Below are 12,672 nucleotides of genomic sequence, written 5' to 3'. Positions count from 1 at the left end.
CACTGACAGCTCCGTGGCCCCGGTCCGTCCCGCCCGCCCCGCCGGACGGACCGGGGTCCTCCCTTGTACGCCGGGATCAGCCGATCCCTCCCGCGCCCGCCCGCCTGCCGACGAGGCCGGGCAGGGCGCGCGGGTCGTCCACCACGGTGCGCAGGGTGGGTGTCCACCCGGCGCCGGAGCGCAGCACCTCGCCGGGCGACTGCGCGTTGTGGACGGCGATGAGGTCGACCACGCGGCCGTTGACGTAGTTGCCGTCGGCGGTGACCGGCGCGTCGCTCCACTTCTTCAGGATGTTCGCGGCGGACACACCGACCGGAAGCACGAACGCGTTCTTCTCCGCGACGAGTTGGGACTGGTAGCCGATCCCGAAGGCGTACTGGTACTTCTGCTCCTTGGTGACGCCGTACAGGTTGTTGTACGCGTCGACCTGGCCGAAGCGGACGCGCGGGGCGCGCTCGACGATGCCGGCGAAGAGGTTGTGGTGGAGGGTGACCTTGAGTCGGCCCGCGTCGGTGGCGGCGGCGCCGTCACTGTTGCCGATCATGAGGGTCTTGTCGTGGTCCCTGAAGGCGTTCCAGGAGACCGTCACCCGGTCGGCGCCCTTGACGATGTCGAGCTCGCCGTCGTGCTGCTCGTAGATCTTGCCGAAGTAGGTGGGCAGCGTGCTGTCGGGGTGGGTGCCGTCGGTGAAGGTGTTGTGGTCCATCCACACATGGGTGGAGCCGTGGACGACGGCGCTGTCGTACTCGGAGTTCCAGGCGCCCGTCCTGTTGTCGTCGGTGGGGTCCCACTGGGGGAAACAGTCGAGGGGGCTCTCCAGGGTCAGGTTGCGGACGATGACGTTGTCGACGCCCTTGATCTGGAGGCTGCTGCCGACGATTCCCGCGTGCGCGCCCACACCGACGATGGTGGTGTTGGACGGGACGTCGGCGGTGATGGCCGGTCTCTGGCGGGCGGCCGAAGCGGCGCGCAAATCCTCCTGCGGGCCGCTGACCGGCCTGTCGTGGCCCCATACCGCCGGGTCGTAGTCGGCGAGGTAGCGCGCGAAGTCGTACCCCTCGGCCGCGAAGGCGGCGCAGCCGTCGGCGGCGGCGTCCAGTGTGCCCCTCACCCGGATGATCTTCGGGCTGTCGCCGCCCTCCCGCAGCGCGGCCTTCAGCCCGTCCCAGGTGGTGACGGTGGAGACGTGCGCGGCGTCGGCCCGGGCGCCGCCGGTGGTGCCGGAGCCGGTCGAGCCCCAGCCGTCGCCCGCGGGCAGGGACTGCCGGCCCGGGTCGCGGCCGTGGGCGTGGGCGGAGCCCGCGGTGGATGTCAGGGCGAGCACCAGGGCCGCGCAGGCGGCCGTCGCGGCCACGCGGTGGGATCGCCTCTGGGGTGTGTGCGTCATTCGTCTCTCCTCGCGAGGGCGGTACGGGTCAGGGGGCGGCGGGCCAGGTGATCCAGGACGAGGGGATGGCGTCGTCCAGGCGCCGCAGGTCACCGGCCGCCAGCAGGCGCTGATCGCGCAGTCGCCGGGCCACCAGGCGTGCCACGGCGATCGCGCCCGGCGGGTTGAAGTGGGTGTTGTCCTGCTCCGTGGCGGTCCAATTGAAGTACTTCTTCGTCTCCTCCGCCCCCAGCCGCTGCCACAGCGCCAGCGACAGTGCCTGGATGTCGAGCAGCGGAGTGCCCGTCTGCCGGGCGAGAGCCCGCATCGCGGCCGGGTAGTCGCCGTGGGTGGGGTGTGCGGTGCCCTCCGCGTCGAACTTGCGGCGCTCCACGGAGGTGAGCAGCACCGGCCGCGCCCCGTGGGCACGCGCCCCGTCCACGTACTTGCGCAGACAGTCCTGGTAGGTGGACCAGGGTTCCGTGCAGCGGGTGGGATCGTTGCTCTTCTCGTCGTTGTGGCCGAACTGGACGAGCAGGAAGTCGCCGGGCCGGATCACCCTGAGGACCGCGGTGAGGCGCCCTTCGTCGAGGAAGCTCTTGGAACTGCGGCCGTTCACGGCGTGGTTGGCGACGTGCGTGCCCGTGTGCAGGAAGAACGGCAGGGCCATGCCCCAGCCGGTCTCCGGGGCCGCGTCCGCGTACTTCTGGGCGGCCGTGGAGTCACCCGCGATGTGGAGGGTGGGCATACGGCGGGGGGCTCCCGGGGTGGCGTGGGCGGCGGGAGCGGTTACCGCCGCGAGGGCGAGCGTTCCGGCGGCGGCGAGGACGCCGCGGCGGCCGGGGGCGGCGGCCGTCACCGGCTCTGCTTCTTCCACTCGGCCTGCGCCTTGTCGAGCTGGCCCGCGAGGGAGTCCAGGAAGCCCTTCGCGGACACCTTGCCGAGCAGGACCTTCTGGAAGGCGGGCTCGTTGGCGGTCTTGGAGATGGTGTTCCAGTCGGGCAGGTAGTACGGCAACTGCACGATCGTGGTGCTGCCGCCGGCGAGGGCCTCGGCGGCGAGCCGGGTCGGCTCGGCCTTCTGGACCCAGGGGTCCTTGGCGGCCTCGGTGTTGGCGGGGATGGCGCCCGCCGACTCGTTCCACTTGCTGTTGGACTCGTGCGAGGCGGCGAACTCGATGAACGCCCAGGCGGCCTTCTTGTTCTTGCTCGCCTTGAACAGGCCCAGTCCGTCGACGGGGTTGGAGACCTGGACGCGTGCACCGCTGTCCGTGGTCGGGTTGGGCAGACCGCGGAACTTGTCGGGGCCGAGTGCCTTGACGTGGTCCTTGTACGAGCCGAGGTTGTGGTTGAGCATGCCGATCCGGCCGCTGTCCCACTGGGCGACCATCTTCGTGAAGTCGTTGTTCACGTCGGCCGACGGGGTGGCCTTCTTGTAGAGGGCGGCGTACTTCTCCAGCGCCTGGACGTTCCGGGGGTCGTTGACCGTGGTCTTCGTGCCGGACGCGTCCCAGAACGAGGTGATGCCGCTCTGGCCGTACATCGCGTCCAGCGCCTGGGCGATGGAGCCCGCGCCGCCGCGGATCGTGTAGCCGAACTGGTTCCTGCCGGTGTCGGTGAGCTTCGCCGCGGCCTCGTAGAACTTCGTCCAGGTGGTGGGTGCCTCCAGCCCCGCCTCCTTGAACAGGTCGATGCGGTAGTACAGCACACCGTTGCTGGCGGAGGTGGGCACGGTGTAGAGCTCCTTCCTCCCGCCGGCCGCCTTCACCGACTCGACCATGCCCGCGTTCAGTCTGCCGTTGAGTGCCGTGCTCGCCGTGACGCGGTCGCCCACCGGCTCCAGCGCGTTCTGCCCCACGATCCCGGCGAGCATCGCCGCTCCGACCCCGCCGACGTCGGGCAGACCGCCGCCCTGGATGGCGGTGTCGTACTTGGACTGGACGGATGCGGCGGGAATTCCGACGTAGTTGACCTTGATGTCCGGGTACTTCTTCTCGAAGTCCTTGATGATCTCCATCCAGATGTCGCGGCGGACGGCCGTGTTGTTGTCCCAGAAAGTGATCTCGCCCTTTCCGGTCCCCTCCTCCCCCTTGCCGCCGCCCGCGCCACCGCCGTCGTCACCGCACGCGGTGGTGGTCAGGGCGAGGACGGCGGCGAGGGCGAGGGCGGTTGCTGTGTGTCGGCCTCTGGTGCGGCCGGTGCTGATGTCCATGGATCGGCTCATTTCTGCTGAACTCTGCGGGCGGGGAGTGCGGGTGAGGCATGGGGTGGTGGTCAGCCGTTGATCCGGAAGTGCCGGAACAGGGCCGTACCGGTGGGTCCTCTGCCGGGCGGCGCCCCGGCGAAGAGCCCCAGGAGGGCGCCCACCCAGCGCCAGGGGGTGGCGGCGAAGACCTGGCCCGAGGGCCGGAACCCGTCTCCGGTGTCCGCGTACAGGCGGCAGCGCGCCCCTTCGCCGACTTCGACGCGCAGCCGGACCGAGCCGGACGGGGCCGGGCGCGGCGTCGCGGCGTCGCGCTCCGGGCCGCACGCCGCCGGTTCGGCGAACCGGTGTACGAGGGTCGCCGTCCCGTCGGCGCCGCGCTCAAGGCCGATCCAGGTGTAGGCATCACCGACGACGGCGAGCCCGGCCCGCGCGCCCGGCCCGGTGGCGTCCAGCCGGAGGTCGACGTCGACCGTGCGGCACGCCAGCGGAAGGCGCTGGGTGAGCAGCTGCGGAAGCAGACGCAGGTCGTGGACGTCGGGGGAGCGCACACAGGCGAGCCGGAGCCCGTCCTGGCGGTGGCTGACCGCCCACCCGGGCCGGGGGTTGGCGGCCCACTGCCACTGAAGGCCGAAGCGGCCCCCGGGGAACATGTCGTCGGTGGCGGGCGCGGACGGCGGCTGCGGCGGCACGCCGGGGCGGGTGTGGGCGAGGACGGGGCTGCCCCCGGCGCCGAGCACCGGCCAGCCGTTCTCGTCCCAGCGCATCGGCTGGAGATGGACGACCCGCCCGTACGCACCGCGTTGCTGGAAGTGCAGGAACCAGTCCTCGCCGGACGCGGTGCGGACCCAGCCGCCCTGGTGCGGCCCGTTCACCGGGGTGTCTCCCTGTTCGAGGACGACGCGTTCCTCGTACGGCCCCAGGAAGGAGCGCGACCGGAAGACGCCCTGCCAGCCGTTCGCCACGCCCCCGGCGGGTGCGAAGATCCAGAACCAGCCGTCGTGCCGGTACACCTTCGGGCCTTCGATGGTGAACCAGCCGGGAATCCGGTCACCGTCGACGAGCACGTGGCCGTCGTCGAGCAGCTCGGCCCCGTCGGGGCTCATCCGGTGGCCGGTGAGCCGGTTCTTGACGCCGGAGCGGGACTTGGCCCAGGCGTGCACGAGAAAGGCCTCGCCGGTGGCCTCGTCCCACAGCGGGCACGGATCGATGAGCCCCTTCCCCGCCTTGATCAGGTGCGGAGGGCTCCAAGGGCCTCTGATGTTTGGGGCGTTGACGTGGTAGACGCCGTGGTCGGGGTCGCCCCAGAAGATCCAGAACGTTCCGTCGTGGTGACGGATCGAAGGCGCCCACACCCCGCGGTCGTGGCGGGGCACGGTGAACGCCTCCTCCGGTACGAGCCGGTCGAGGGCGTGCCCGATCAGCCTCCAGTCGACCAGGTCGCGCGAGTGCAGCAGGGGCAGGCCCGGTGCGCGGCCGAAACTGGAGGCGGTCAGATAGAAGTCGTCGCCGACGCGGACGACATCGGGGTCCGACCAGTCGGCGCCGAGGACCGGGTTGCGGTAGACCGTCTCGGGAGGAGTCATACGTGCACCGCCTCGCCGGCCAGGGACCGGGCCTGGTCCGGACGCAGCCGCCCGTCCGCGACGACGGTGATCACACGGCGTACCAGCGACGCACCGGGCGCGAGGGCGAGGCGCCCGGACGCGGCGAGGGACGAGCCGACGCCCGGGTACTCGGCCGCACGGACGAACCAGGGGTCGCGCAGGGTCTCGGCGGTGCCTCCCGCGAAGACCAGTGTCCAGTCCTCGCCCGCGAGCGCCAGCCATTCGGCGCACCGGCCGTGTGCGGCGGCCTCACCGGTGGAGGTGGACGTGAACACCTCCGGAGCCGACCGCGCCTTGGGGGCGCGCCAGAAGAAACCTCCGTAGGCGGCGCCGGGGCGGCCGTTGGTCGCCGGGCTGCCGAGGGTGACGGCGGCCGGGGAGGGGTTGGTGAGGCGGAACGTGAGGTCCAGCGCCCACGCGGCGGGGGAGAGGGCGGCCACCGAGACCGTGCGGCGCTCGCGCAGCAGATCGCGGTCGCCCGCCCGCCACACCAGCTCCTCGACGAAGCCCTCGGGGCCGCATGTCACAAAGTCCTCGTGGTGCTGGACGCCGTGGTTGTCGAGCTCGGTGGGTCCTTGGCCGCGGACGAAGGTCCGCCCGCCCCAGAAGTTGTGCCCCTCCACGTCCGCCACGGCGACCGAGACACCGACGTGGTGCCGGTGGTCGGCGGGCCGGTACTCGGTGACGGGTGTACCCGCGAGGGTGGTGACGGGGTGGAGGAAGGGGCGTGGTGACATGCGAGGTTCGCCCTGCGGGGGGAAGCCGTAGCGTGCGACGGGCCGCCCGGAAACGCTCAGGACCGGCCGGGGGGAGTAAGGCGCCTCGGCGGGAGTGCGGGAGCTCATGACGCGTTCACCCCGCTCCCGGCGTCCGCCCGGCCTGCCGCGTCCGCCGCTGAGGGGGTCGCCCAGGGCGCGCCGAGCGCGCTGTAGCCCTTGAGCGTGCCGGCGGAGGCGGCGACCAGGTCGTCGATGCCGTGCACGACACGGCGTACGGCCCCCGCCCCGTCCGTCGCGCCGCTCCACGCCCAGGAAGGCAGCGGCGCCGGATCGGGCGCCGTGCGTACCGCTTCGACCACCTTCATGAAGGCGGCCGTCGACTCCGGCGGGACCAGGAGCGCGGCGCGGCCCTCCAGGTGGTCGAGGAGGTTGTCGAGGAGGTCGGTGCGGCCGTGGAACGACTCCACGGGGCCGTGCCCGGCGCGTTGCACCAGGACGCGGTCCTGCTTGTACCAGAAGGTGATGCGGCCCCGGCTGCCGTGCGCGACGACGTACGGCTCGCCGGGACGCTCGGCGCACAGGGTCGCGGCGACGGTGACGCGGCGCCCCGACGTGGTGGTGATGTCCACGTACGAGGTGTCGTCGGCCTCGATGTCATGGGCGTGGAACAACTCCGTGCGGATGGCGGCGATGTCCTCGGCCCGGGTCGAGCCGTCGAGGGCGAGCGCGGTGGCGACGGCGTGTGCCAGGGGGTTGGTCAGGACGCCGTCGACGACGTCGGTGCCGTTCAGCCGCCGGTGCCCGGCCCAGGGCGCCCGGCGGAAGTACGCCTCGTCGCGCGCCCACGCCCCCGCCGCGCCGATGCCCAGGAGGTCGCCGATCGCGCCGTCCGCGATCAGGTCGCGAATCGCGCCGATGGCGTGGGAGCCGAGCGACTGGAAGCCGATCTGCGCGGCGGTGCCCGCCGCGGCGAGGGCCTCGGTCATCCGCTGGAACTGTGCGTACGAGGGGGCGGGGGGTTTCTCCAGGAGCAGGTGTGCGCCGTGCCGCGCGGTGGTGAGGGCCAGGTCGGTGTGGGTCTGGATCGGGGTGCTGACGAGGGCGATGCGGGCGCCGGTGGAGGCCAGCAGGGCCGCGAGGTCGCCGGACTGCTCGGGGGCGGCGAAGCCGTCGAGTTCCGCGGGGGTCAGGGGGCTGAGTTCGCAGACTCCGGCGAGGCGGACCCGGCCGAGGCGGGCGAGTCGGCGGATGTTCTCCAGATGCCGGCGTCCGTGGCCGCGCGCACCGGCGAGGACGACGGGGACGGGTTCACGGCGGGGGCTCATCCCTTCACCGCCCCTGCGCTGAACCCGGTGACCAGCCACTTCTGGATGAAGGCGAAGACCAGGACGACCGGCAGGGCCGAGATGACACCGCCCGCGGCGAGGGCCCCGAGGTCGACGCTGTCGGCGCCCATCAAGGTGGCGAGGCCGACCGGGATCGTCTGCTTGTCCTGGTTGCTGAGGAACATCAGCGCGAAGAGGAAGTGGTTCCAGCTGTGGACGAAGGCGAAGGAGCCGACGGCTATCAGACCGGGGCGCAGCAGCGGCAGGACCACCGCGCAGAAGGCACGGAAGCGTCCGCAGCCGTCGACCCAGGCGGCTTCCTCCAGGGAGTACGGCACGTTCTTGATGAACCCGCTGATCAGGATCATGGATAGGGGGAGCTGGAAGACGGCCTCGGCGATGATGACGCTGCCCAGCGAGTTGATCATCCGTAGGTCGGCGAAGATCTGGAACAGCGGCACCAGCATCAGCGCGCCCGGGATGAACTGCGAGCACAGCAGCATCAGCATGAATCCGCGCTTGACCGTGAAGTCGAAGCGGGCGAGGGCGTAGCCGCCGGCCAGCGCGACGACCGTCGTCAGCAGCATCGACACGAGGCCGACGATCAGACTGTTCTTGAAGAAGAGAGCGAAGCTGCGCTCGTTCCACACCTTGTCGAAGTGATCCAGCGTGAGCGGCCACGGCGTGAGCGAGGTGGAGCCGGTGGGGCGGAACGCGAAGAGCAGCATCCAGTAGAAGGGAACGAGGGTGAACAGGAGGTAGAGGCCCAGCGGTAGGTAGATCTGCCAGCGGGGCACCTCGTCCCACGCACGGCGTTTCGACGGCCCGGCGTCCTGGCGCCGGACGGGCATACGGGCCGGGACCGTGGCGGTGGTCCGCGTCCCGGCCTCTTCGGTGATCACTTCTCCTGCCCTCCGAACTTGCTGAGCCGCAGATAGACCATCGAGAAGAACAGGAGGATGACGAAGGCGATGGAGGTCAGGGCGGACGCGTAGCCGAAGTCGTGCGAGTCGACGGCGATCGAGGCGATACGCAGCGGCAGTGTGGTGGTCTCGCCCGCCGGGCCGCCGCCGGTGAGTGTGTAGAGGAGGTCCACGTTGTTGAACTCCCACACCGCCCGCAGCAGCGTGGAGAGGATGATGGCGTCCTTGAGGTGCGGCAGGGTGATGTGGAGGAACTGGCGCAGCCGTCCGGCGCCGTCCACCTCGGCCGCCTCGTACAGGTCCTTCGACACGGACTGGAGGTCGGCGAGGATGAGGATGGCGAAGAACGGCACACCGCGCCAGAGTTCGGCGGTGACGACGGCCGGGAAGACGGTGTTCGTGTCGGAGAGCCACGATGTGCCGTATGTGCCGGCGCCCGCGTCCGCGAGGTAACGGGTGATACCCGTCTGGGAGTTGTAGATGAGCATCCAGATGGACGAGGTGAGCACCCCCGAGACCGCCCACGGGGAGAAGACGAGGGCGCGGGAGAGCGCGCGGCCCACGAACGTCTGGTTGACGATCAGCGCGAGTCCCAGCCCCAGCAGCAGTTGCAGCACCACCTGGACGACCACCCACTGGAGGCTGAACCCGAGCGTGTGCCAGAACTCGGGGTCGTCGGTGAACGCCTTGGTGAAGTTGTCGAATCCCGCGAAACCGTTGCGCCAGGGCTTGGAGGGGTTGAAGTTCCGCAGGCTGTAGTAGAAGACGCTGAGCACGGGGTAGGCGATGAAGCCCAGCATCAGCAGGGCGGCCGGCGCGATGAGCAGATAGGGCAGGGTGCGCGGGGTGGCTCCGGTGCGGCGCACGGTGCCGGAGCGCTTCGGTGGTGGCTCGGCCACGGCGGTGGCGGCTTGGGCCATGACGGGTCTCCGTTCGGGGTGTGTGCGGGAAAGCGCTTGCCGCACGATGTTCGAAATGTCGAACAAATAAGAAGGGGTGCGCGGACTGGAGCGAGGGGTGGTGCGCGGGTCAGCCGGCGTACGGGTCCGGCACCGTGCCGGGCCGGGCGAGGAAGGCGAAGTCGCAACCGGTGTCCGCCTGGGTGATCTGCTCGGTGTACAGCGCCCCGTATCCCCGCTCGAACCGGGCGGGCGGCGGCGTCCACGCGGCGCGGCGGCGGGCCAGCTCCTCGTCCGGCACGTCGAGGTGGAGGCTGCGGGCCGCGACATCGAGGGTGATGAGGTCGCCGGTGCGGACCAGGGCGAGCGGACCGCCCACGTACGACTCGGGCGCGATGTGCAGGACGCACGCCCCGTACGAGGTGCCGCTCATCCGGGCGTCGGAGATCCGCACCATGTCCCGCACTCCCTGCCTGAGCAGATGGTCGGGGATCGGCAGCATCCCGTACTCGGGCATACCGGGACCGCCCTTGGGGCCCGCACCGCGCAACACCAGGACGCTGTCCGCCGTGATGCCGAGCGACGGGTCGTTGATGGTGCGCTGGAGCTCGCGGTAGTCGTCGAAGACCACCGCCGGGCCGGTGTGTTTGAGCAGACGCTGCTCGCAGGCGATGTGCTTGATGACGGCACCGTCCGGACACAGGTTGCCGCGCAGCACCGCGAGCCCGCCCTCGGCCGCGACCGGGTCGGCGCGGGGCCGGATGACGTCGTCGTGGTGGACCTCGGCGGTGGCGAGCTGTTCGCGCAGGGTGTCGTACGCGACGGTCGGCCGGTCCAGATGCAGCAGGTCGGTGATCCTGGAGAGCAGCGCGGGCAGGCCGCCAGCGAAGTGGAAGTCCTCCATGAGGTAGGTGTCGCCGCCCGGCCGTACGTTGGCGAGCACCGGAACGGTCCGCGCGATGCGGTCGAAGTCGTCGAGGGTCAGCTCGACACCCGCCCGCCGGGCCATCGCGATCAGGTGGATGACGGCGTTGGTGGAGCCGCCGAGCGCCAGGACCGTGGTCACCGCGTCCAGGAAGGCGTCCTCACCGAGGATGGCCGACAACCGCCTGTCCTCGTGGACCAGTTGTACGATCCGCAGACCCGAGGCGGCTGCCATGCGGTCGTGCTCGGAGGCGACGGCGGGAATGGAGGAGGCGCCGGGAACCGTCACCCCCAGGGCCTCGGCCGCCGCGGTGAGCGTGGAGGCGGTGCCCATCGTCATGCAGTGGCCGGGGGAGCGGGCCAGGCCGTTCTCCAGGCCCGCCAGCTCGCAGTCGCCGATCAGCCCGGCCCGCTTGTCGTCCCAGTACTTCCACATGTCCGTACCGGAACCGAGGACCTCGCCGCGCCAGTGGCCGGGCAGCATCGGCCCGGCCGGTACGAACACCGCGGGCAGGTCGACGGAGATCGCCCCCATCAGCAGCGCCGGCGTCGACTTGTCGCAGCCACCCATCAGCACCGCCCCGTCCACCGGATACGAGCGCAGGAGTTCCTCGGTCTCCATGGCGAGGAGGTTGCGGTAGAGCATCGGGGTGGGCTTCTGGAACGTCTCGGAGAGGGTGGAGACGGGGAACTCCAGCGGGAAGCCCCCGGCCTGCCACACCCCGCGCTTGACGGCCTGCGCGCGTTCGCGCAGATGGACGTGGCAGGGGTTGATGTCGGACCACGTGTTGAGGATCGCGATGACCGGCTTGCCCAGGTGCTCCTCGGGCAGATAGCCGAGCTGGCGGGTGCGGGCGCGGTGGCTGAAGGAGCGCAGGCCGTCGGTGCCGTACCACTGGTGGCTGCGCAGCTCCTCCGGTGCGCGGCGGCGCGGCTGCCCGGGAGGGGGAGGCGGGGGCGCGGCGGGTGTCATACGCCCCACCCCGCGACCGCGCCCCACCCCTCGACGATGGCGGCGACCTCGGCGCGCCCGGCCGCGTCCAGCGATCTGCTGGGGGGACGGACATGGCGGCGGCACAGGCCGAGCGCGGCGAGCGCCTCCTTGACCACGGTCACGTTGTTGGCCGAGGAGTCGGCGGCCCGCAGCTCCTCGAAGCGCCGGATCTGCTCCCACACCCGCATCGCGGCCGGATAGTCGCCCGACCGCAGCGCTTCCAGCATGGTCAGGGAGATCTTCGGCGCGACATTCACCAGGCCGGAGGTGAACCCGGTCGCCCCGGCGGAGAAGTAGGAGGGCGCGTACGGCTCGGCCAGACCGGCCACCCACACGAACCGCTCCAGACCGGCGTCGCGGGCGAAGGCGGCGAACCGCGCCGCGTCCGGCACCGCGTACTTCACCCCGATCACGTTCGGACACGCCTCGCCGAGCGCCGCCAAGTGCTCACCCGCCAGGTGGGCGTTGCGGATGTACGGGACGATCCCCAGCTCGGGGACGGCTTCCGCGATGGCCCGGTGGTAGTCGACCCATCCTCCGGCCGCGACATAGGGGTGCACGGGCTGATGCACCATCAGCATGTCGGCGCCCGTGTCCCGCGCGTGCCGGGCGGCCTCGACGGCGGTCGGCACATCGTGTCCGACCCCGACGACGATCGCCGCCCGGCCACCGGCCTCGGCGACGGTCGACTCGACGACGGCCGCGCGCTCCCGCGGTGTGAGGGCGTAGAACTCCCCGGTGTTGCCGTTCGGGGTGAGCGTCCGGACGCCGTCGTCCAGCAGCCTGCGCAGCAGTGCGCGAAGGGCGTCGTGATCGATGGACCCGTCCTGGGCGAACGGCGTCACGGGGATCGCCACGACATCGGCCAGGGCGCCGCGCAGGAAGTCGTACGGCGTCGTCATATCGGGTCCTCTTCCTCGGCCGGGGGGAAGGCCCGTTCGACGAAGGACGCGATGTGGGCGTGCAGGGCGCGGGAGGCGCCGTCCGCGTCGCCGGCCAGGGCGAGCCGCAGGATCTCCCGGTGCTCCGCCGCCTCCTGCTCCCAGGACGGATCCGCCGCCCAGGCGACCGCGGAGACCAGCGCCGCCTGGTCGCGCACCTCGTCCAGCATCCGCGCGAGCAGCGGGTTGCCGCACGGCAGGTACAGGGCGCGGTGGAACTCCCGGTTGGCCAGCGAGCGTTCGGCGGTGTCCGCCGCGGTGTCGGCGCGCTCCAGGGCCTCGCGCGCGGAGTCCAGGCCCGCTGCGGCGCGGACGGTGCGGCGCAGCGCCTCGGGTTCGAGGAGCAGCCGTACGTCGTACACCTCGCGCGCCATGTCCGCGTCCACCATGCGCACCGTGACGCCCTTGTACTGGTTCATCACGACCAGCCCGGTGCCGGCCAGCGTCTTGAGCGCCTCGCGCACGGGGGTCTTGGACACCCCGTAGTGCGCGGCGAGTTCGACCTCGACGAGTGCCTGGCCTGGCGCCAACTGGCCGGTCAGGATGCGGTGTTTGACGGCTTCCAGCACGAACTGGGTCCGTGAGGGGATGGGTGTGGGCACAGAGGTCATGCGCGCCTCTCGACTGTCACGTATCGCGTCTCATATATGACGCATCAGGTACGACGCGATGAAAGTAGGGCCGATTCCGCGGTGAGTCAACGGATCTGACGTACCGGCACGAGATCCCGTCGAGGCGTTGACGAGAAAGCGCTTTCCCTCTACGTTCCATT

The 12,672-nt window shown here is 71.2% G+C and carries 11 protein-coding genes; all 11 read right to left on the bottom strand.

Annotation, left to right across the window (positions count from 1 at the left end; genetic code table 11):
* Positions 1 to 76: 76 nt before the first annotated feature.
* Positions 77 to 1,387: a pectate lyase family protein gene (locus ACZ5ID_RS10495; protein WP_468895615.1), complete on the bottom strand. Its 1,311-nt coding sequence runs from the start codon at positions 1,385 to 1,387 to the stop codon at positions 77 to 79.
* Between the two features lie 28 nt (positions 1,388 to 1,415).
* The gene (locus tag ACZ5ID_RS10490) at positions 1,416 to 2,225 is read right to left on the bottom strand and encodes a rhamnogalacturonan acetylesterase (protein ID WP_468896173.1); all 810 of its coding nucleotides are present in this window, start codon (positions 2,223 to 2,225) and stop codon (positions 1,416 to 1,418) included.
* Positions 2,222 to 3,577: an ABC transporter substrate-binding protein gene (locus ACZ5ID_RS10485; RefSeq protein ID WP_468895612.1), complete on the bottom strand. Its 1,356-nt coding sequence runs from the start codon at positions 3,575 to 3,577 to the stop codon at positions 2,222 to 2,224. The genes ACZ5ID_RS10490 and ACZ5ID_RS10485 overlap by 4 nt, the downstream gene beginning before the upstream one ends.
* 62 nt (positions 3,578 to 3,639) lie before the next feature.
* A complete protein-coding gene (locus ACZ5ID_RS10480) occupies positions 3,640 to 5,154 on the bottom strand; it encodes a glycoside hydrolase family 43 protein (RefSeq protein WP_468895609.1) in 1,515 nt (504 codons plus the stop codon).
* Positions 5,151 to 6,020 (bottom strand): DUF6807 domain-containing protein, encoded by an 870-nt coding sequence (locus ACZ5ID_RS10475; protein WP_468895606.1) that lies wholly within the window; start codon positions 6,018 to 6,020, stop codon positions 5,151 to 5,153. Before ACZ5ID_RS10475 ends, ACZ5ID_RS10480 begins: the two co-directional genes overlap by 4 nt.
* Entirely contained in the window at positions 6,017 to 7,219 is a 1,203-nt protein-coding gene (locus ACZ5ID_RS10470; protein ID WP_468895603.1) for a Gfo/Idh/MocA family protein, read from the bottom strand. Before ACZ5ID_RS10470 ends, ACZ5ID_RS10475 begins: the two co-directional genes overlap by 4 nt.
* Positions 7,216 to 8,121: a carbohydrate ABC transporter permease gene (locus tag ACZ5ID_RS10465; RefSeq protein WP_406555347.1), complete on the bottom strand. Its 906-nt coding sequence runs from the start codon at positions 8,119 to 8,121 to the stop codon at positions 7,216 to 7,218. Before ACZ5ID_RS10465 ends, ACZ5ID_RS10470 begins: the two co-directional genes overlap by 4 nt.
* The gene (locus ACZ5ID_RS10460; protein ID WP_468895600.1) at positions 8,118 to 9,062 is read right to left on the bottom strand and encodes a carbohydrate ABC transporter permease; all 945 of its coding nucleotides are present in this window, start codon (positions 9,060 to 9,062) and stop codon (positions 8,118 to 8,120) included. Before ACZ5ID_RS10460 ends, ACZ5ID_RS10465 begins: the two co-directional genes overlap by 4 nt.
* A gap of 109 nt (positions 9,063 to 9,171) precedes the next feature.
* Positions 9,172 to 10,938 carry an L-arabinonate dehydratase gene (araD, locus tag ACZ5ID_RS10455; RefSeq protein WP_468895597.1) on the bottom strand — a complete coding sequence of 589 codons (1,767 nt, stop codon included), beginning with the start codon at positions 10,936 to 10,938 and terminating at the stop codon, positions 9,172 to 9,174.
* Complete coding sequence (locus ACZ5ID_RS10450; RefSeq protein ID WP_468895595.1) at positions 10,935 to 11,861, bottom strand: dihydrodipicolinate synthase family protein; 927 nt, start codon at positions 11,859 to 11,861, stop codon at positions 10,935 to 10,937. The genes araD and ACZ5ID_RS10450 overlap by 4 nt, the downstream gene beginning before the upstream one ends.
* A complete protein-coding gene (locus tag ACZ5ID_RS10445; RefSeq protein WP_468895592.1) occupies positions 11,858 to 12,511 on the bottom strand; it encodes a GntR family transcriptional regulator in 654 nt (217 codons plus the stop codon). Before ACZ5ID_RS10445 ends, ACZ5ID_RS10450 begins: the two co-directional genes overlap by 4 nt.
* Positions 12,512 to 12,672 lie beyond the last annotated feature (161 nt).

Source organism: Streptomyces sp. NPDC031670 (assembly GCF_055580545.1).
Note: the sequence above shows the minus strand (reverse complement) of the source record. Positions and strands in the feature narration are given on the sequence as shown.